We start from the raw sequence: 22,298 nt of genomic DNA, 5'->3' as shown, positions 1-22,298 counted from the left end.
ACCTTAAAATACGAAAGTGAGCTATTACTTACTAACTTGCAGCAATAAGCGGCTCACTTCACGGCTCTATTAAAAGAGATTACTTATCATCAAGTTTAACGAACAAGAACGTTAAAATATAAGAGAGAATAAACACACCACATACCCCTAAAATCGCTTGAATAAAGTTCTGAGTACCTCCAGATAAATACGCAGGCATACTAAATACAGACGATAAAATATAGCTGTTTAAGTGAGTATCTATGGTTACTGATATTGCACCAAACACACCCGCCGCTAAACTTGCTGTCATCAAGGCTTTTGTATATTTAGTAAGAACACCAAATAACGCAGGTTCTGTAATACCTAAAATTGCAGTCACACCAGAGCCTAACGTAATTGATGACTCTTCTTTAGATACATATTTACGTTGTTTATGCCAAACTGCCATGGTTGCACCCGCTATGGCCAAATTACCTAAACACATGATTGGCATTAATAAATCTTTTCCATATAACGCAAAGTTGTTCAAGCTGATTGGCGTCATGCTGTGGTGAATACCAAACACAATCGTAATTGGACGAGTTAACCCAAAGACAAAACCTGTGAGTGTTGGAGAGATCTCAAGTAATGAACCAACGACCCAACCCGCACCATTACTCAACCAAATACCCGCTGGGCCAACGAATGACAGCGTAATTGTTGAAGTCACAGTAAAGGCTAAAAGTGGCGTAAATACAGGTTTTGCTGATGAAGGAACTAACTTATCAACTAAAGGCGTTACTTTAGACAATAACCAGATCGCTAATATCGCAGGGACAATCGCACCGCCATAATTAAGCAAATCAATAGGGACAACACCAAGCACGGTTAGCTCTGGAACAGCACCAACATCTTTTAGCTGTGCTGCTTTCTCTACCAATTTAGGTGCAAGCATTGCCGATGAAACGGCTAACGCAATATATTCGTTAACTTTAAATACCTTCGCTGCAGAGAATGACACCAACATAGGTAAGAAGAAAAATACAGCAACAGAGATAGAACGGAAGAAAAAAACCGTATCTGAAGATTCAGAAATAACATTGGTCGCAATAAGTCCAGAAAGCAGACCCATCAACATTCCAGCCCCTGCAATAGCAGGTACTACAGGTCCAAAAATGCCCGCAACTATTCTCATAATACCTTGAAACAGTTTACCTTTTTCAAGATGATCTACAGGAGTAGAAGTCTCTGTATTACTTGAGGTATTTGACATGGCGTTGAACCATTTTTCAACCTCAACCCCGATAATCACCTGCGTTTGACCTTGCTGTAATACAACGCCTTTCACACCCACTATCTTTTTGATCTCTTCCTCGTTAACAAGAGATTCATCCACTAGCTTAAATCGTAATCTTGTCATGCAATGGGTAATACTGCTTATATTCTTTTCATCACCAAGAGCACTAATTAATAACTGTATATTTTCACTCAGGTTTTTCTTTTTAGATGAAGAGTCTAAATTAGCATTAACCTCGTCATTCGTTTCAATATTTTGCATAACATACCTGTTAGTTGAAGTGGCTTAACTGGAGATATCATATCTATAACCAATATTAATCCAACCATGAAAAAAGAGAGCTAACTCACATTTAAACTTGGAAAAAATCTTTTTTCACGCTTTTTTAATGATTGGTCTGTTTTATATATGAAATAAAAAACCTTTCCAGACCAATTATTTTAACCCCAAAATTAGCACTTGAAATGTCGCTTTTAACACGGTTATATAATAGGAGTTAACATTAATTTAGGTTATTTTATTGTGAAAGAAACTATCATCTCAAATGTTCATTGTATAATTACAAAACCAGACAGACATAACTTAATTACGGTTATTGTTGAAACTAATCAAGGAGTCACTGGTTTTGGTTGTGCAACCTTTCAACAACGTCCACTCGCAGTCAAAACAATGGTGGATGAATATTTAAAACCACTTCTTATTGGTAAAAATGCGAACAATATTGAAGATATTTGGCAAATGATGATGGTTAACGCTTATTGGCGTAATGGTCCTGTCATTAATAATGCAGTTTCTGGTGTTGATATGGCATTGTGGGATATAAAAGCCAAATTAGCAGGCATGCCTTTGCATCAATTATTTGGTGGTAAATCAAGAGATGCGATCCCTGTCTATACCCATGCTACTAGTGACACCATGGAGGGTATCTATGATTTGGTTGATTCGTTTTTAAATAAAGGCTATAAGCATATACGCTGTCAGTTGGGCTTTTACGGTGGCGTTCCAAGTCATTTAAATACCGCACAAAATCCAACTGAAGGTTCATACTACGATCAAGATCAGTACATGGATAACACCTTAACCATGTTCCGACTTCTTAGAGAAAAATACGGCAATAAATTCCATATTTTACATGATGTTCATGAACGTCTTTTTCCAAATCAAGCCGTTCAATTTGCAAAAGAAGTGGAACAATTTAAACCTTACTTCATTGAAGATATTTTACCGCCAAACCAAACAGAATGGCTAGATAACCTCAGAAGCCAAACCTCCGTTTCATTAGGATTAGGGGAGTTATTTAATAACCCCGAAGAGTGGAAAGCGTTAATCATTAACCGTCGTATTGATTTTATCCGCTGCCACGTATCTCAAATTGGTGGCATAACACCGGCACTAAAACTTGGGCATTTATGCCAAACGTTCGGAGTGCGCCTTGCTTGGCACTGTCCACCAGACATGACACCTATCGGTGCAGCAGTAAATACGCACTTAAATGTTCATTTACATAATGCAGCAATTCAAGAGCATGTTGAGTATAACGAAAATACAAAGCGTGTGTTCCCTAATGCTGCTGAACCAATCAATGGTTATCTTTATGCATCAGAAATTGCGGGAATTGGTGTAGAAATAAATCAAGAAGCCGCGGAGGAGTTCCCAATAATGTATCGCCCTCACGAATGGACGCAAAGCCGACTTCCTGATGGCTCAATTCATACCCCTTAAAAACGATAGCCGCTTAATGAGCGGCTATTTTTTATCTCGATAATCAATGCTTTCACTGTTAAATGGGGTGTGATAAGTACATTGATAATTAATGTCGATAATATTACTGACAATAAACAACTCTCCATTGTCTAGAAAACCTCGATTCGTAATATTCATCGCTGCCGTATTCTTTTTACAACCTAGAATATCCGCATCCTCTTTTGATACACTAATGGCTTGATAAGTAGTTAAATAACTATCAATGCTTAACCCAATAGATAATGCATGTTTTTGAAGTGAGCTTTCAATAATGTGTTCATTCATTTCTGAAAATAATCTAACGGGGATTTTTGCATCTTCTATTTGAATCACTTTATTATGAATCAATCTTAGTCTACGTATATTCCATATATAATCATCATCACTAATTGAAAATATTTGTTTGTCTTGTTGGTCTGGCAATTTCTTATTCAGCTTTATTTTCTTATAGGAAATTTCATCAAAACTATTTTCAGTAATTGAGTTATATATTAAAGGTGCGCCCATCACGGAAGAATTAACAAAATAACCAGAGCCTAACTTAGCTTTTACTATACCTATAGACTCTAACTTTGCTAATGCCTTTCTAATCGTAAATCGTGATAACCCGTATATTTCAGATAGATCTCTTTCTGATGGTAATTTATGACTGATACTATTCTGGCAAATCTTACTAATAATATCTTGAACGACTAATTCATATTTTTTCATATCATTCCATCATATAAGGGCTGACAACTTATTTAATAAGTATAACATCAATAATACAGGGTCTTATGATTAATACTCACCTTCTTTAAGACAAAAAAGGAGCCACGAAGGCTCCTTTATTAAATTATGAATAATCAGGCAATGATTTACTCATCATCAATTGGAACCAGTTTGGTACTGCCACCATGCAGCTTCTCACGACGGCGCTGTACCATGGCGTAGAAACCAGGAACAAGTAACGTACCGACCAATAGCACACATAACAAGCCGCCAATGAGCGATACACCCAAAGAGTTTTGGCTGATGTAACCCGCCCCCGATGCAAACACCAATGGCAAAATACCTAAGATGAATGACCACGATGTCATGTTTACTGCTCTGAATCGTAAACGACCACCGTTAACCGACGCGTTATTTAAATCAATCTCTTTTTCTTCACGCTCATTCTTAGCAAATTCCACAATCAAAATAGCATTTTTAGCTGCCAAGGCGATTAAGAGAACTAAGCCAATTTGAGCATAAAGGTTCAAGGGCATTCCAGCTAAATTCAAGGCTAAGAAAGAACCAAAGGTAGCAACAGGCACAACAAGAATAATTGCGAGAGGAATACTCCAACTCTCGTATTGCGCCACCATAAACAGGTAGATAAAGATCAGTGCTAAAGCAAAGGCATAAATCGCTTGGTTACCCGCTTTTACTTCTTGGTAAGCCATGCCCGTCCATTCATATTGGTAACCATGAGGAAGCACCTCTGCTGCCACACGTTCCATCGCTGCAATCGCATCACCACTGGAATAACCTTCCGCCGGTTGACCTTGAATGACTGCTGAGCGATACATGTTGTAACGCCACGCTACATCTGGTTCAAATACCGTGTCATAAGTAACCAGAGTGCTTAATGGCACCATTTGACCTGAACTTGCACGTACATGGAATTTATCCAAATCGTCCATGCTGCTGCGATATTCACTGTCTGCTTGCATGGTTACTCGGAAGTTTTTACCAAACATGGTGAAATCATTTACGTACATCGATCCCAAATTGCCTTGCAGCGTTTGGAAGATAGATCCTAATGATACGCCCAGTTGCTTCGCTTTTTCACGATCAAAATCTACATAGTAGTGCGGAACATTGGCACGGAACGTACTGAAGGTATATTGAATTTCAGGCTGCTGATTGGCCGTCTGAATCACTTCATTCATCACGTTCGCCAAATCAGTACGATTACGCCCTAATGTGTCTTCCAAGACAAATTCAAAACCAGAGGCTGCGCCCATGCCCGGAACCGCTGGCGCTCCCATCGCAAAAATAACCGCTCCTGGCAATTCCATCGCTGAACGTGCATTAATACGATTAGTGATAGCGAATGAAGAGTTATCTCCCTCCATATCGTTACGATCATTCCACGGTTTTAGCTTCACAAACAGTGAGGCACCGTTTGATGCCGAAGCTCCCGTTAAGAATGCGTAACCATTAGCCACGGTAACCCCATCTACGCCTTGTTCGCTTTCTACAATCTCTAGCAGTTTTGCTGAAACTTCTTCAGTACGAGAAAGTGACGCTGAATCCGGTAACTGTACGTTGACCAATAAGATCCCTTTATCTTCTTGAGGAACAAATGCCGTTGAGGTATTTTTTGCAAGGTAAGTTACCGAGCCAAGAGCCACAGCAAAGAACATCATCAGGATCAGTGTCTTTCTAACAAAGAAACCTGCTATTTCACCGTATTTATTAGTGACTTTATCTAAACCACGGTTAAACGCTTTAAACCAACGAGCCGTATTATCGCCCCCCTGTTTTAGTACTAAAGAACACAATGCAGGAGAAAGTGTTAACGCATTAATTGATGAAATAACAACAGCAATACAAATGGTTAATGCGAACTGACGATACATAATGCCAGTAATTCCCGGCAACATCGCCACAGGAATAAACACCGCTAATAGCACGAGAGTTGAAGTAACGATTGGACCAGTCACTTCTTTCATAGCCATTAATGTGGCTTTTCTTGGGCTCAATGAGGGGTCACGCTTCATGATGGTATCGACGTTTTCGATAACCAAAATTGCATCATCCACCACGATACCAATCGCTAGGATCAAACCAAATAACGTCACGGTATTAATCGTAAACCCTGTCATTAGCATGACTGCAAACGTACCAATTAACGAAACAGGAATTGCAACGACAGGAATTAACGTTGCACGCGCACTGCCCAAGAACAGATACGTTACCGCAATCACCAATAAAATGGCTTCAATCAGGGTTTTAATTACCCCTTTAATAGACTCAGCTACGAATAATGTCGTGTCATAACTGGTTTCATACGACATGCCTTCTGGGAAGGTTACGCTGAGTTTATCTAGCATGTCCATCACCGCTTGGCCGCTTTCTAATGCGTTTGCATCCGATTGCAGAGACAGCGTTACGATAGATGCAGGTTGACCTCTAAATTGACCATTACCATCATAAGATTTCTTCCCTAATTCTACACGTGCAATGTCTTTTAGATAAACTGATGAACCGTCATTATTTGCACGAAGCACCACGCTTTCAAACTCTTCTACCGATTCTAAACGTCCTTTTGTCACTAGGTTAAATTGCACATCTTGAGCACTCGCATAAGGTGCAGCACCAATTTTACCCGCAGCAACTTGTACGTTTTGCTCAGCTAAAGCAGCTTGAACATCAGATGTTGTTAGGCCTAAGTTAGTCATTTTGTCAGGGTCTAGCCAAACACGCATTGCGTATTCACCACCACCAATAACCCCAACTTCACTTATCCCCGTAACCCGCGCTAACTGATCTTTGATGTTCAAGTTTACGTAGTTAACCAAAAACTGATCATCGTATTTTCCATTAGGAGAATAGAAGTTCAGCACCATTAACAAGTCCGGCGAACGCTTCTTAACTGTTACGCCAACCATTCGAACTTCTTGTGGTAGTTTAGATTCGATTTGCGCCACACGGTTCTGAACGTTGACCTGAGCCATATCTGGATCAGTGCCCACATCAAAAGTGACATTCAGGGAGTACGATCCATCATTGGCACTTTTAGAAGACATATAAATCATATTCTCAACACCGTTGACCGAGGTTTCTATTGGATCGGCAATGGCTTGTTCTACTACCTCTGCGCTTGCTCCTGTGTAATACGCATTCACGCTTACTGAAGGCGGGCTGATTTTAGGGTATTCCGCCACAGGAAGAATGGCGAGTGCGATGGCTCCGGCAAGAGTGAGTATGATAGAAATAACCAGAGCGAACTTAGGACGCTGTATAAAAAATCGACTTAACATATTAAGACTCCACGTTCTCTAGACGAACCTGAACTCCGTTTCTTACACGCTGTAATCCTTTTACAAGCACTTGCTCATTAGCTTCTAAGCCAGAACTGATAATCACGCCTTCTGGTAATTGTTTACCCAAAGTAACGTTGCGTCTTTCTGCCACATTACCTTCAGTTAATACCATGACAAAACTGCCTTCTAAATCACTTTGCACTGCACGTCTTGGTGTCACCACAACGTCAGTCGGTGTTTTTTCACGTAGGTTTACATTGATATGCTGGCCAGGTAAAAGAGTGTAATCCGGGTTATCAACCAATGCTCTAAGTGTTAATGTGCCCGTAGTTTGATCAATTCGGTTACTAATGTAATCAATCTTACCTAGGTGTTTATACTCTTCACCATTTTCAAGATTAAGCACAACTTCAACTTGGTTAGACGCACCAGAACCATCGCCTTTTACTTGATCAACACCCATCAATAAACGCTCACGTTCACTGATAGTAAATCGAGTTTGAATGGGGTCTAAGCTAACCAGAGTAGTCAGTTCACCCGACGCAGAAGACACCAAATCACCAATACTTACCTTGCTGTCACTAATACGGCCAGAGAAAGGGGCGAGGATTGTCGTATAAGAAAGATTCACTTCTGCAAGTTTCAATTGCGCTTGAGCCGATTCAACCTGAGCTTCACCACTCAATAATTGAGCCGTTAAACCATCAAATTCAGCTTGGCTAATATTGCCTTTAGGGAGAAGATTTTTACCACGTTGGAAATCAAGCTGTGCTTTTTTCAATTCAGCATTAGCTTGAGTAATACCGGCTTTTGCATTGGCGACTTGGGCTTCAAAAGAAGAAGGATCAATTTGGAAAAGTACATCGCCTTTAGTGACCATTTGGCCTTCTTTAAATGAGCGAGACTGAATATAGCCAGAAACATGAGCTACAATAGAGGCATCTTCCATTGCTTCAATACGACCAATATAGGTTTTTCCTTGTTGATATTGAATAGACTCAACGGTATGAGCAACAACAAGAGGGGCTTGGGGAGAGGTATTTTTCACCGTGTCATCACTGCAACCAACGAGTAAAGCTGCACTCACCAAAGACGCAAGAAGTGTTTTAGATTTCATAAAATAACCATTTAACTGTCGAATTATGCTTATTCTGACAGTTAAATGATTGAAATTATTAGCTTTAAATTACCGACTTTGTTACTGAATATGTCAGTAATGTATTTTTAGTTACTTTTAGAATGCAATAAAATGTAACCACATGATATTAAACAACTATAGTAACAATATAAAAGCTTATAAATTTACATTTGCTTGAAAAGTCCAAGCAACAAAACGACTGATTTTATGACCTTGTGCCATATCAATCGTCTTAATTGTTTTTACACCAAGTCGTGTTAATTCTTGATAAAGCGTATCAACGTTTTCTTTCTTAGAAATTAACGTAGTAAACCATTGAACTTGCAATGCAAACTCACAACTTTCTTGTGCCATTTTAGTGATAAATGCGATCTCGCCGCCTTCATACCAAAGCTCAGCATTTTGGCCACCGAAATTTAATTTTTTCACGCCTTTTAATTCATTATACGCGTGACCTTTCTTCGATTTGCTCGTCGCTAAGTTCTGCTGTTTACGCTCTGATCCTGCCGTTGCTTCTTCTTCTGATGCATGGAATGGAGGGTTACACATTGTAAATGCAAATTCATCTTGTGGCTTGATAATACCTTTAAAGATATGTTCATCATTCGCCTGTAAACGACACTCAATGCTTTTCTTCAAGCTTGGGTTATTGTTCGCAATAAATGACGCCATTTTAAGCGCTTGTGGATCAGTATCAGAACCAACAAAGTTCCATTTGTATTCACTGTGCCCAAGAATTGGGTATACACAGTTGGCGCCAACGCCAATGTCTAAGCCTTTAACGCTCTTACCTGTTGGGATTTCGCCATCGTTCGTGATAGCAAGTAAATCGGCAATATTATGGATGTAATCAGCACGACCCGGGATCGGTGGGCATAAGTATCCTTCAGGGATATCCCAAAAAGGCACATCGTAGAAATGAGCTAATAATGCTTTGTTCAATGCTTTAACAGCAAGAGGATCTGAAAAGTTGATTGATTCATTACCATATTGATTCGTTTCAACAAATGCTTTCAGTTCAGGGGACGTCGCAATCAACGCAGGAAAATCATAACTTGCATTATGTTTATTGCGAGGATGCATAGACTTTTTAATCGGCGCTTCGTTATTACTCTTAGATGCCGATTTATTTTTTGAAAAATGAGAATGAGACATGGGAACTCAATGGTAATAAATAATGGCGGCTATAATAGCTTATCTTAACTCTGATTACTTTAAATAACGTCGATAAGAATAAAGGAAAGCCCTCAAATTACGCGCATAAAAAAAGCACCCAATGTATTTCTACACCTGATGCTTTTTTATAAAGAATAAACTTATTAATTAGAATGCTTCAGGAGCAAAACCAGTCATTTCTTTAAGACCAAGTTCTCTGCCCAAAGCCGTCATTGGATGCACAACAACTAGACCGCGAACTGCTTTTTTCAGTTTGCCCATATCCGCTTGCTCTGCTTTAGTAATCGCTCGTTTGAAATCAAGGTTACGAACTTCAGTTCCTTTATTCCCTGTTTCAAATTGCTTTTTACCGTTTAATTTTGCAACTTTTTTTTCTAGCGTTTGGATTTCATGCAAAAACTGTTTAACAATAGGCTGATCGTCGCGCTTTTGTGCAGCCTCTAAACGGTGCTTACAACGATCTAGTCGATGATGAATTTTTTGCAGTTCTTCTTTTACACTCATGAAATTACCTTTGTATTGAAAATGGTGCGTATTGACGCTACCTGATAGTATACCCTCTAATAGAAGATCGATCATAGGTTTATTACATGCTAACCATTTCAAATTATGTTCAGTTAGCCAGCTGGGAAATAGAACTCACCGCAATTAGAGCGCAAGGTGCGGGTGGTCAAAATGTTAATAAAGTCTCTAGTGCAATCCATTTACGCTTTGATATTAATAGTTCAACACTTCCTCCTTTCTATAAAGAGCGATTGCTCAAGATGAAAGACAGTCGCATCACGAAGGAAGGTGTCATTGTTATTAAGGCTCAACAATTTAGAACACAAGAGAAAAACAGAGAAGACGCACTTGAGCGTTTAAAAGTATTGATTCAATCCGCGGCTGAAACTCAAAAAGCACGCAGAGAAACAAAACCAACACGTAACTCTCAACGTAGACGTGTAGACAATAAGACCCAACACGGTCAAACAAAGAACATGAGAAAGAAGGTAGATTACTAATGACATATCAGCAGACGTTAAAAGATGTATTTGGTTTTGATTCTTTAAGAGGTGGTCAACAACAAGTTATTGAAAAAGTACTTAATGGTCATTCGTCTGCTGCCATCTTCCCGACAGGATCAGGGAAATCCTTATGCTACCAATTGCCTGCGCTTTTATTACCAAACCTGACTTTGGTTATTTCTCCTTTACTTGCTTTGATGAAAGATCAAATTACTTTTTTAAAAAGCAAAGGCATTGCGGCAGCATCCATAGATTCAACCCAAACTCGTGAAGAGACTCAAGCCATATTACAAGGGGTAAGAAACGGCGACATCAAAATTTTGATGATTTCCGTTGAGCGCTTGAAGAATGAGCGTTTCCGTCAATTTATTGCACAGATCAACATTTCATTATTGGTCGTCGATGAAGCGCACTGTATCTCTGAATGGGGGCATAATTTTAGACCCGATTACCTCAAGCTCCCTCAAGACAGAGAAGCCTTAAACATCCCAAATGTCTTACTATTAACGGCTACGGCAACACCTGCGGTTATTGAAGACATGAGTAAAAAATTCAAAATAGAAAAAGACGATATTGTTATCACGGGCTTCTACCGTTCTAATTTGGACATTTCAATTATTCCTGTCGAAGAAGAACAAAAACGTTCGACTTTATTTGCGACACTACAGCAGAAACCAAACCAACCAAGTATTGTTTATGTCACGCTACAACAAACGGCTGAGAACGTAGCTCAATGGTTACAAAGCAATGGCATTCAAGCCAAAGCCTATCATGCCGGTTTGAAACACGATATTAGAGAAGACATTCAACATAAATTCATGAATGGTGAGCTTAATTGTATTGTGGCTACCATAGCATTCGGTATGGGTGTCGATAAATCAGATATTCGTCAAGTTATTCATTTTGATTTACCAAAATCCATTGAAAATTATTCACAAGAAATTGGCCGCGCAGGTCGTGATGGTGCCCCTTCTTTTTGTACGGTTCTTGCTAATACCTCAGGGCTTAATGTCTTAGAAAACTTTGTTTACGGTGACACGCCTGATAGAGAAGCCATCCAATATGTATTAGACGATATCTACAAATCCTCAGATACATGGGAAATTCAACTATTACGTTTATCTAAAGACAGCAACGTACGTCAACTCCCATTAAAAACATTGTTAGTGTATTTGGAACTAAAACAAATCATTCAAGCAAAATACAGCTATTACGCCGATTACCGATTCAAAACCTTAATTCCAGTTAGTGAGATCGTTGGTAAGTTCCAAACAGAAAGACAACACTTTGTGTCTATTATTTTTCAATGCTCACCAAAAGCAAAAACATGGCACACCGTCGATTTTGATGCGCTTTGGATGGGTTACCAAGGTGAGCGTAAACGTGTTATTTCAGCCCTGGATTATTTTCATGAGCAAGGTTGGATAGAGCTTGAAAGCAAGTTAATGACTGAGGTTTATCAAGTATTAAACAAAGTAGAAAGCACTCATGTCCTTTCTCAGGAGCAGCATCAATTATTTAAGAATAAAGAAGAAAGCGAGATTAAACGAATTCATACCATGCTTGATTTCTTTGAAACTAAAACTTGTTTAAGTCACTCATTAGCGCATTATTTTGCAGATTATAACGCGCCAGAACAGTGTGGTCATTGCTCGGCGTGTCGCTCTGAAGGTGCACACCTTCCAAGGAATAGTGTGTCATTTTTAACGGACGACGAACAAGTAAGAAGCTGGTGCCAAGAATTACAAAACAACAGCAAGACCCCTCTCGCCAATGCGGTTTTTGCACGATTTTTATGTGGTATTCCAACGCCATTAACAACCAAAATTAAAGCCAATAAAATGCAAGGGTACGCAAAATTCGAATCCCAACCCTTTTTTGAAGTGCTTGAATTAATCGGAAAACTAAACGGCTGATTTATAAACTGTGAGCGTGTTGGCACTTATTTACACATTATGTGAACCCCATACGTTATAAATGATAATATTCTCTCTTATGCTGCGGAAACAGCACGTCTTGGGAGAGAATATGATTGAGCACTTTTTAGCATTTTCAGAAAATGAATCTGTTGTACATTTTACTATTCCTGAAAACACCACGTTAACTCAACCGATTGAAGCGGCAGATATTCATCATGGTTTGCATACGATGGGGGCTAATGAATATTATTTGTTTGAAAATAAATTAGAAGACATTCTATCTGCATTCAATAAAGGCGATTTCACCGCCATAACAAACACATTAATAGCTCAACGTTTAGATGCTCAACTCTCTATCCACCTTCAAGAAGATGAAATGCTCGCTTCTATGACCGTCACTGGTGCATATGGAGGTCACTCTGTACGTGGTCCCGCTATTGTCGCAGCCCTAACAGAAAATTATATTTTAAAAGGCATCAAAAAAGAAAATCTTAAAACCTTACTATTAAAAAGCAAAGAGCTCACTCCTGGAGAAACGTATTCAGACATCATTGCTGTAGGTCGAGAAGCCATACAGGGTGAAGACACTGTCTTTATCGCCTCAGTTCCTAATATTCTCGAACGTATTTTACAACCACAAAAAACGACTGATGGTCATGTGGATATGCGTAATTTAGGCGAAGTCATTAGTGTAAAGAAAAATACGCCCTTAATGACACGAATCCCCGCGACTCAAGGGGTCGATGGGAAAACAGTGACCGGAAAACGGATCGCCGCAGTCCCTGGTAATGAACACTTCTTTCATCTTTATCCTGGCTCATCAATTTCTCTCGTTGATCCTAATTTACTTATTTCTGATATTGATGGCACCCCATTAATTCATGGTTCTGGTGTTGCTATCGATAATTTACTGACACTAAAAACAGTCAATGCGACCACTGGACATGTGTCATTTGAAGGCAGTATTTTTATTCAGGAAGACATTGAATCAGGAATGAAAGTCACTGCAACAGGAGGGATTACTGTTGGTGGCTTTATAGAAAATGCTGAAGTCATTGCAAAACACGACATCACAGTAATGAATGGCATCATTGGCCGTCCAATGCCAGAAGGTGAAGCTCTAACTTGCTTGGTAAATACAGAAGGGTCAATAACAACTAAGTTAGCTCAAAATGCGCATTTAATCGCACACGATGATATTCACATTACATTGCATGCAAATCATTGCTTAGTCGAGTCTTTAGGCTCTATTTTTGTTATTGATAAAGAAGAAAGAAATGGCACAATCAGTGGCGGAAGTGCGACGGCAAATGGCTCAATCAAAACCGCAAATTTAGGGATTGAAGGCGGGGCTTACACTAAGGTTAATGCTTTTCATAACTTCATGGATCAAAAAGAAACGCTTCATTCATTGCAAAAACGTTTTGATGATGTGAGTGCTCAAATCATCAAAATTTCACAAATAAACATTGCCCGTCAATCTCCTGAGCTCGCAGAAAAAATTCTGAGATCCAAAGAACAATCCAATCAAGATCTCCTTATTTTAAAATCTGAATTAGAAAAAGAGCAAATTACCTTTAATAAAGGGTTGAAAGAAAATCATGTCTTTGTAACGAATAAAATTTTTCCTCGTGTAGACGTTCAATTCAATACTGAACATTTAGTCACGAAGAGAGAATACAGTCCAAGCAAGATATCTTACTCTGGCTACGACATCGATATTGAGCCAGTAATGATCAAGAAAAAATATTAACCCAAACCTGATATTCTCGAGTAGAAATAATCAGACAAAAAAAATAGCATTGACGATTACGCTCAATGCTATTTTTTATCCTGCTCACTTATTCAAAATAATTCTCATCTAAAATAAGTATTACTGTTTTGCTAATACCATCTCTTCTTCTTTATTCGATTTGAATACAAAGACAGCACCAATAAATAAGAACACCAACTGCAGTAACATAACGCTACCCATTGAGATTGGTCCTAAGTAACTAATGCTTGATACCATCGCACTTGCCGCTACACAAAACAACATTTGTAAGAAGTTCAATAGACCAGAAGCAACTGCGCTGCCTTCTTTAAAGTCCATTAATGCATTATTCACCACAATCGGATACACCGCACCATTCGCTGCTGCTAAGAAACAGAAAGGAATTAGCATTGGAATGATTGAGGTAGGTTCCATGCGCCATGCAATTAAGAACACAACACTCACACTCGCGATTGATAATTTTAAAATCCAAGGAAGTACTTTTTGGCTTTCAAAACGCTCTAATGCCCAACGACAACCGTAACCACCAACAATAAACGCAATGGTCTGTGGAATGTAACTTAAGCCAATATCTGCACCTGAATAGCCCATTTGTGTCATTACAAAAGGTGATCCAGTTAACCATGCAAAGAAAATCGCAGAGCTTGCTGCGTAAATCAGCATATTACCTGTGAATTTTTTTGACTTAATAACATCACGGAAAGTAATGGTTTTTGCATTAGAGTTTACCGCTTGTACTGGTTCTTTATCCGCAAATGTTCTTACCGCAAGACCAACACCAATAATCGTTAATGTCACAAAAATCATTGACCAGCCATAGAACTTTTCAATTGCTGCGCCCAATAGCGGAGCTAGTGCAGGAGAAAGAGCAACTAGAGGCATAATTGTCGCAAAAATACGTTGAGATGTTTTTGCATCATAACGTTGAATAACCATTGCTTGCCAAATAACGTTTGCACTACAAGCACCTAACGCTTGGAAGAAACGAGCAACTAATAGCATTTCGACACTGGTTGAAAACGAAGCAACTAAACTGCTTATTGCGAAAATAGTTAAACCAATGATAAGTGATTTTTTAGTCCCTAATTTTTGAGTCAAACGCCCATAAAAAAGTTGACCAATAGCCATACCAAACAAGAAAATACTTAACGTTAGACCTATCATGCTTTCTGTTGTTACCAGATCACCACGAATGATATCGAATGCAGGTAAATACATGTCTGTTGCTAAAAAGCCCAACATACTTAGGCCAGCAAGCCAGATATAAGGAATCGATTGTTTTTGCTTATCCATGTTCTTTCTCCAAAGATGAACATATTTCTAGAATTATTTGCATTCTATTTGCTAGTTGCTACTCTTGTGAAACGATAATATTTGCACTTTGCATCAATATTTTTGATGTGAACAATTCACCATCAGGTTTTTTATGTTTTCTTATCACGAATTAATCACGATTGAGTCTGTAGCACGCCTTGGTAGCTTTAGTCATGCCGCTGAAGAGCTGCACAAAGTACCGAGTGCGATTAGCTATACCATTAAGTCTGTCGAAGACCGATTAACTGTGTCTCTTTTTACTCGATTACATAGAAAAGTAGAATTAACCGCTGCCGGTGAATATTTTGTTGAACAAGCAAGAAAACTGCTTAAAGAGATGGAAGACATACGTTTAAATACACAACGCGTCGCCAATGGCTGGCAGCAAAGTGTCTCTGTTGCCTTAGATAACGTGGTACGAGAAAACAGTGTGAATCAACTCGTTCGTGATTTTTATGCAACCTTCCCAGATATAGAACTTCAATTAACAATGGAAGTATTTAATGGCGTATGGGACGCCCTAATGACAGGAAGAGCAGATATAGGCATTGGAGCAACGGCAACTATACCTATCGGTGGTAATTTCTCTTATCGTCCAATGGGAGAGCTTTCATGGGACTTTGTCATGAGTACGACTCACCCTCTTGCTAATTATAATGGTGCCATCCCTGATTCTGAACTGATGAAATACCCAGTGATCTGTCTAGAAGATACTTCTCGTATATTACCAAAGCGAACAACCTGGCAACTGGATAATCAACGCCGATTAATCGTTCCTAATTGGCACAGTGCCGAGCAGTGTTTTATTGATGGTCTTGGCGTTGGTGTTATTCCAAGCCATAAAGCAAAACGATTACTTTCTTCTGGAGAAATCATTAATAAACAAATTGAGAACAATATCCCTCCCAGTCCATGTTGTCTTGCATGGAATAAAAATAATGAGTCAGTTGCGATTCAATGGTTATTGGACTATCTCGGTGATACTGAAAAATTAAATACAGAATGGTTAAAATAAATACCCACTCGCTTTATTCTAATGTCTACCGACACAAAAATGCAGAGGATCGTATGATCCTCTGCATTTTTTGTTAATTACGTAAATCTATATCACATTGAGTCAAGATCATGGCGCTAATCGATCGATCGCCCACTTATCTTGATCTTTGCTGTATAGAAAGCGGTCATGCAAACGGCTATCACCGCCTTGCCAAAATTCAATAGAATCAATCTTGACTCTAAACCCGCCCCAGAATTTAGGTACAGGGATCTCACCTTTCGAAAATTGTTGCTTCAGTTCTAGATATTTCCCTTCTAGCGCCGCTCTCGCGGTCAAGCGACTGCTTTGCTTACTTGCCCACGCCGCAATCTGACTTTCTTTCGGTCTTGACGTGAAATACTTCATGTTTTCTAGCGCCGTCAGTTTTTCAGTCGTACCTGTAATATGCACTTGGCGCTCAAGAGGATGCCAAGGAAAATGCAATGAAATTTTACTGTTATCTTCGAGGTGTTGTGCTTTTCGAGAAGCAAGATTGGTATAAAAAACGAATCCAGTGCCATCAAAATGCTTTAGCAATACAATACGTTGAAATGGCTGTCCATTTTTATCAACTGTAGCCACTGTCATTGCCGTTGGATCTGTCAGTTTTGCTTCTACTGCTTGTTTTAGCCATAACTCAAACAGATCTATAGGCTCCAATGGTAAATCTGCTCTACGTAGACCACCAAGGCTATAATCACGACGGATATCTTCTAATTCCATTATTATATCTCCAACTGATTTTTCTAAATTGTGCTCTTTTGACATCATTTAATCAAGAGTTAGACCTTGAGGTTCTGTAACAAGTAAAAAGGGCCACAAATAGGCCCTTTATCTAGATCCACTTTATATAACTAGTTATTATCATCTAACTTAAACAGTTGGTTATCTAATAGTTGAGTTAAGATCTCTGATTGATTTGAGAAATTGGCATCTTCTAGTCCAAATGAACCAACGCCGCCTTCAACAATGATGGTGTGATTATTATCAGAATCATCGGTAATCGCTAACGTTAAGTCATCACCACTTTCAGATACGGTTACATGAGACAGTAAATCTTCCATATCAACCGCGCTATCACTGCCACTAATGATATCTGTTAGATCAATCAAGTCCTCACCGACAGTAAAATCTTTAATCGTATCGCTACCAGTACTAACTCCTTGGTCAACCCATTTAAAGATATCTTCACCAGTACCCCCGACTAAAATATCATCTCCTAACCCGCCAATTAGAATATCATTACCTTCATGGCCTAAAATAATATCTGCATTATCCGATCCGATAACAACATCATCGCCAGTTGAGCCATTAAGACTAGAAGTTATTGCCGCGTTAACTTCGCCATTAGGACTCACATTTAAGGTCACCAATTGTTCACTTTCCGCTCCGGCATCATCTTCTACTGTATAGAGAATCTCAAAACCAATCGATTTCCCTGTTTCTATTTCAGGAGCCGATGCTGATGGTTGAAAGTAATAAGAGCCATCTTGTGCAATACGTAAGTCACCATACTCGGTATCAATAACTAATTGATTGTTATTTTCACTCGCAATCAAGTGGCTGTTAGACACGTTTCCATTTTGATCAATCTGCTGCAAGATGTCTATTTTATCTACATCAATAACGACGGCGGCGGCATCTAATCCAATAATTGCCGTTAGAAGAGTGCCTACCTGACCAATTGTAGGGCGCAGTCTTGGCAGCTCTGTAATTAACTGCCCATCCGTAAGGTAAATCACTTTACTTGAGATATTGCTCAACCCATTTAAGGTGGTATTTGAATCTCTCACAATACCAATAGCAGTAACGTCTTTCCCTATAATGAACTCTTCCCACTCATCTTTAGGTCCACTATTACCTCCGTGCCAACCACCGTTATTATCTCCATCACTAAGGAAGTAAACGACATCGTTCGTTTCTCCGGTAATAGAGGTTATTTGTATGTCTTGATACCCAGACATTGCCGCGTAAATTCCCTCTTCATAATCAGTGCCTCCGGTTGGATAAAAATCTTCATCACTGTCTTCGTTGGCAATATCACTTAGCGCGGTATTTAGTGCCTCAATTGCGGAATCAACGGTAAACCACCCAAGAGATTCAACGTCACTGTCGTCATTTGTCTTATTATCAAAATCAACAAGCTGAACCTTAACGTCTTCCCAACCTTCTTGAGATTTTACATTATTTAACATAGCGACAGAGGCTTCTAGTACAAGCTCCATTCGGCTCTTATCCTGATCTGGATTAGAGTTTTCACCTTTGAATGGTTCGACATCCATACTTCCTGATGAATCAATGATCAAAGATATTAGGGTTGTTGGGGTGCTACCACCTTGATCTGCATAGATATCTTGGCTAGGTGATGCATTGACCGTTACTGTCGCTTCCGAATCATTTGAAGATTCTTTTGCTACGGCAGTAACATCAATATCCAGTGTCTTTTCTGATGGATGACGAACGACTAAGTTATCATAATTAATAGATTGGGTATCTTGCCCGACAATATCGATCACCCAAACCTGTTCACCATTAATTGTTTTAAATTCACCCAAAGGTTCATTTGAGTTCTTATCAATAATTTGAGCACCATCAGGTAGCCCTGAAATCTTAATTTCATCTAAATATTCACTGCCATCTATGTCGGTAACCGAAGCCGATAAATCAAGTGACGTTTCAGTTTCTTGAATTATGGTATAGCTACCATCAGGATTTAACTCAACAATCGCATCAGCGAAAACTAAACGTTCAATTTGATACAGTTGGTCTCCATTATCTTCTGGCGCGGTATGATCGTATCCCGTGTCTCTACCTAATGTATCAGTGACAACCCAATGATCAACGCCTCCACCATGGGCCCCTCCTTGATTTGTAATTAGATACTCATCAATGTTTCCACTGTATATAACGGCATCAATGCCAGAATCAAGAGGTCCTGTTCCACCATATATTGAGTCATTATAAGCTCCCCCGACAAAAACATCATTTCCGATCCCCTGAACAGAATCACCAACTAAATTATTAACACCACCAGATCCAATAATTAGATTATTACCATCATCACCAACCACAATTTGACCGTTATAAATTACATTTCCGATATCAGGAAGTGTCCCACCATTGGCAAAGAAGTCTTTAATAGACTCGATATTACTCGTATCAAAACCAGGGCCACTTATTGTTGATTCACCGAACACGACAGATAACATTGGCTCGCCAGCAACCGCATTAACAATTAATTTGGCTGTTCCTGTCGATTCTTCGTATCCATCAGTTACCGTAACTTGAAATTCAACAGGGGCATTGCTATCAAAGTGCTTATTCTCAGCAGGCGTAAATGTAGCGCCGACGACTTCGTCACCATCAAAGAGTAGTTCTAATGACCCAGAAGCGGGATCCACCGTAATATTGAGTAAAGTAACATCGTCACCGTCACTGTCTGATATCAATAAATCATTCAAATTTAGTTGTATCACGGTATCTTCCGTTCCTTCACTTCTAAAGAAGATATCATCGACAACTGGCGCGTTATTCATTGCACGATCTGTACTCTCTGTCGATACGGTAATAACTCCAGAATCGATGCCTTTGTCACTGTCTGTCACTTCATAATGAATATCTTCATTAACGATCGCATCAACAACTTCAACACCTTGTAGTGTCATATTAGAATTTGATTTGCTTGAACCTTCACCATGAACGGTATAAATACGAATTTGGTCAAAACCACTATCAAGTTGAACATTAGCGGTAAACTCACCACTTCCGTTATAGACATCATTATTTTCATCATCAAAAACGTAAGGACTTTGCCCTACTAAAACACCGTCTTTAAATAGCAACACATGAATCTCTGCATTCGCACTGCTATTACTTGAGTAGTTACCCCAAACGCTTCCCAAATCAATATTAACTTCCGTAATATCAACGTCAGTTGATCCTGAATTACCTACCTCAGTAAAATCAACTTCAATATAATCTTTTGCACTAACATCTAGCTCTTTATTACCAACACCTAATCCTGTTTCATTAGTTGCTCCATCGTAATAAAGCTCATCCGCTGTTAAGGTACTTGATGTGTCTGGACGCTCTCCTGTAAAAGTTCCACCAGAAATAATAACACCACTAGCAAGAGTGAATGACGTAACCGTACCGTTATTATAATTAGGTGCAAAATCATCCGTTGCATTAAAACTCAAATCATCATTAATCGTACTATTCAAAACATATTCAATTTGGGAATCTTCAGTTAACACCGTAGATTCTGTAATTTCAGTTCGAGTATTTCCATCAACAAGGTAAAGCGAGCCTAATTCCGGAAGATCCGTGATCTCAATCGTTGTCGCTTTCCCATCATTTTGATTAACGTCATCTTCAATGTCACTGACATGCGGTTCAAAACTAAATTGAATACTTGAATCATCGATTAGATTGAGTTCAAAATCTGTCGCGATAGGATCAATATTTATATCAAGTACGTCAGTATCTTTGAACTCACTGCCTTGTGGTTGATTTGGATATACAATTTCAGCCGAAACATCCAGTGAACCATCCGTAACATCAACAATATTGAGATCTCGATTTATAACACCAGAATCAAGATGTGATTGATCTAACGTTATCGTCTCAATTAAATTACCTTCGACAATAATAGATAATATTGCGCCAACGACAGCACCTGCGGGTAGTTTGATTTCATAGGTAATTTGTTCACGATCACTATTAATAATGTCATCTTCATCTCGAGCAATGGCCACTTCAGGAGAGAACAATTCATCAGCCGATTTATTACCATCTGTGAATTCAAACTCTTCGAATTCAATGAATGTATTTACGTCCCCATTCATTTCCGTAATCGTGATTGAGCCATCATCATTTAACACAACATTGGCGGTAGCAAGAGCGAAATTAAGTATCGCGGTATCTGTTCCCACCCCACCATCAGAAACCAAGTAATCATTATTGTCATCACTACCAACGGTAAGATAATCATCACCAGAACCTAGCAATACATAATCATCTGAACTTTCAGTAATAGGAGTAACTAAATCGCCATGATAATAATGTACCACCTCTGACGGGTCACTTATGTTGCCAGCTGCGTCCGTTTGTTTCACTGTGAATATTTCATTTTCGTTATGATCGATACCCGAAACATTCGATATATCAAAACTCCAACTGCCATCATTAGATACCAATATTTGAGTCGTATTTAATTGGACCCCATTGTCATCAAATAACATAATACTCGCACCGGGTTCTCCTGTGCCATGCATCGTTACTTTAGAATAATCGCTAGCGATGGAATCATCCGTTATGTTCGTGATAATTGGTGCATCAGGGGCAATTTCATCAAAATCAGACACATTAATGGTAAAAGTTTCAGTGCTCATGGAGCCATCAGTTGATGTGGCAATTATCTCGATTTGATGTTGTTCTGCGGTTTCGAAATCCAGATTACCAATCACCGTCACCACACCCGTGGTCGCATCAATCGCAAATAAACCCGCATCAATATCATCTTGAGATAAGGTGTAAGTCACCGTATCTCCATCCGGATCCGTTGCCAAACCGGTGAGGTTAACCACATCCCCTATTGCCGCATTCTCTGAAATTGTATTATCTGATGCATTTGAATCGGTAACCGGACCCACCGGATTATCCGTATCGCCGCCACCCGGCAACGTACCATCTGCATCCGTCACGTTTATCGTAAATGAACCCGTACTGGTTGAGCCATCGGTAGAGGTCGCAATAATATCAATCGAGTGAGTATCATTAAGCTCATGATCCAGATTGCCAATCACCGTCACCACACCCGTGGTGGCATCAATCGCAAATAAACCCGCATCAATATCATCTTGAGATAAGGTGTAAGTCACCGTATCTCCATCCGGATCCGTTGCCAAACCGGTGAGGT

General features: G+C 39.3%; 14 protein-coding genes. 5 read left to right on the top strand and 9 right to left on the bottom strand.

The genetic code is table 11. The annotated features are described in order from the left end of the window. Positions 1 to 79: 79 nt before the first annotated feature. On the bottom strand, positions 80 to 1,519 hold the full coding sequence (locus AACV33_RS07120; protein ID WP_182700034.1) for a PTS transporter subunit EIIC: 1,440 nt from the start codon (positions 1,517 to 1,519) through the stop codon (positions 80 to 82). Positions 1,520 to 1,780: 261 nt separating this feature from the next. Here AACV33_RS07120 and AACV33_RS07115 point away from each other — a divergent pair, with 261 nt between their 5' ends. Further along, complete coding sequence (locus AACV33_RS07115; RefSeq protein ID WP_182700033.1) at positions 1,781 to 2,980, top strand: enolase C-terminal domain-like protein; 1,200 nt, start codon at positions 1,781 to 1,783, stop codon at positions 2,978 to 2,980. A 24-nt stretch (positions 2,981 to 3,004) separates the two neighbouring features. On the opposite strand, the gene AACV33_RS07110 is transcribed toward AACV33_RS07115, so the two are convergent. The 5 genes from AACV33_RS07110 to AACV33_RS07090 form a co-directional block, all read right to left on the bottom strand. Continuing rightward, the gene (locus AACV33_RS07110; protein ID WP_182700032.1) at positions 3,005 to 3,712 is read right to left on the bottom strand and encodes a GntR family transcriptional regulator; all 708 of its coding nucleotides are present in this window, start codon (positions 3,710 to 3,712) and stop codon (positions 3,005 to 3,007) included. A 146-nt stretch (positions 3,713 to 3,858) separates the two neighbouring features. Further along, positions 3,859 to 7,011: an efflux RND transporter permease subunit gene (locus AACV33_RS07105; RefSeq protein ID WP_182700031.1), complete on the bottom strand. Its 3,153-nt coding sequence runs from the start codon at positions 7,009 to 7,011 to the stop codon at positions 3,859 to 3,861. 1 nt (position 7,012) lies between these two features. Continuing rightward, the gene (locus AACV33_RS07100) at positions 7,013 to 8,131 is read right to left on the bottom strand and encodes an efflux RND transporter periplasmic adaptor subunit (RefSeq protein WP_065609926.1); all 1,119 of its coding nucleotides are present in this window, start codon (positions 8,129 to 8,131) and stop codon (positions 7,013 to 7,015) included. A 177-nt stretch (positions 8,132 to 8,308) separates the two neighbouring features. Continuing rightward, on the bottom strand, positions 8,309 to 9,235 hold the full coding sequence (gene rlmF / locus AACV33_RS07095; RefSeq protein WP_182700052.1) for a 23S rRNA (adenine(1618)-N(6))-methyltransferase RlmF: 927 nt from the start codon (positions 9,233 to 9,235) through the stop codon (positions 8,309 to 8,311). A 240-nt stretch (positions 9,236 to 9,475) separates the two neighbouring features. Next, positions 9,476 to 9,832, bottom strand: a complete 357-nt coding sequence (locus tag AACV33_RS07090; protein ID WP_012551459.1) for a YibL family ribosome-associated protein — start codon at positions 9,830 to 9,832, stop codon at positions 9,476 to 9,478. An 86-nt stretch (positions 9,833 to 9,918) separates the two neighbouring features. On the opposite strand from AACV33_RS07090, the gene arfB reads away from it, so the two are divergent. From arfB to AACV33_RS07075, 3 genes are all read left to right on the top strand, one after another. After that, positions 9,919 to 10,332, top strand: a complete 414-nt coding sequence (gene arfB, locus AACV33_RS07085) for an alternative ribosome rescue aminoacyl-tRNA hydrolase ArfB (RefSeq protein ID WP_012551458.1) — start codon at positions 9,919 to 9,921, stop codon at positions 10,330 to 10,332. After that, positions 10,332 to 12,251: a RecQ family ATP-dependent DNA helicase gene (locus AACV33_RS07080; protein ID WP_182700030.1), complete on the top strand. Its 1,920-nt coding sequence runs from the start codon at positions 10,332 to 10,334 to the stop codon at positions 12,249 to 12,251. Before arfB ends, AACV33_RS07080 begins: the two co-directional genes overlap by 1 nt. Before the next feature lie 112 nt (positions 12,252 to 12,363). Beyond that, positions 12,364 to 14,007: a DUF342 domain-containing protein gene (locus tag AACV33_RS07075; RefSeq protein ID WP_182700029.1), complete on the top strand. Its 1,644-nt coding sequence runs from the start codon at positions 12,364 to 12,366 to the stop codon at positions 14,005 to 14,007. A 120-nt stretch (positions 14,008 to 14,127) separates the two neighbouring features. Here AACV33_RS07075 and punC read toward each other — a convergent pair whose 3' ends face one another. Further along, the gene (gene punC / locus AACV33_RS07070) at positions 14,128 to 15,321 is read right to left on the bottom strand and encodes a purine nucleoside transporter PunC (RefSeq protein ID WP_182700028.1); all 1,194 of its coding nucleotides are present in this window, start codon (positions 15,319 to 15,321) and stop codon (positions 14,128 to 14,130) included. A 133-nt stretch (positions 15,322 to 15,454) separates the two neighbouring features. On the opposite strand from punC, the gene punR reads away from it, so the two are divergent. After that, the gene (gene punR / locus AACV33_RS07065; RefSeq protein ID WP_182700027.1) at positions 15,455 to 16,357 is read left to right on the top strand and encodes a DNA-binding transcriptional activator PunR; all 903 of its coding nucleotides are present in this window, start codon (positions 15,455 to 15,457) and stop codon (positions 16,355 to 16,357) included. A 108-nt stretch (positions 16,358 to 16,465) separates the two neighbouring features. On the opposite strand, the gene pdxH is transcribed toward punR, so the two are convergent. After that, positions 16,466 to 17,101 carry a pyridoxamine 5'-phosphate oxidase gene (pdxH, locus tag AACV33_RS07060; RefSeq protein ID WP_182700026.1) on the bottom strand — a complete coding sequence of 212 codons (636 nt, stop codon included), beginning with the start codon at positions 17,099 to 17,101 and terminating at the stop codon, positions 16,466 to 16,468. 131 nt (positions 17,102 to 17,232) lie between these two features. Then, the gene (locus AACV33_RS07055) at positions 17,233 to 22,260 is read right to left on the bottom strand and encodes a cadherin domain-containing protein (protein ID WP_220488628.1); all 5,028 of its coding nucleotides are present in this window, start codon (positions 22,258 to 22,260) and stop codon (positions 17,233 to 17,235) included. Between the last annotated feature and the right edge of the window lie 38 nt (positions 22,261 to 22,298).

It is taken from the genome of Aliivibrio sp. SR45-2, from assembly GCF_963890165.1.
Classification (GTDB): Bacteria; Pseudomonadota; Gammaproteobacteria; order Enterobacterales; family Vibrionaceae; genus Aliivibrio; species Aliivibrio salmonicida.
The sequence above is the reverse complement of the archived record's forward strand: the minus strand, read 5'-3'. Positions and strand labels throughout refer to the sequence as shown.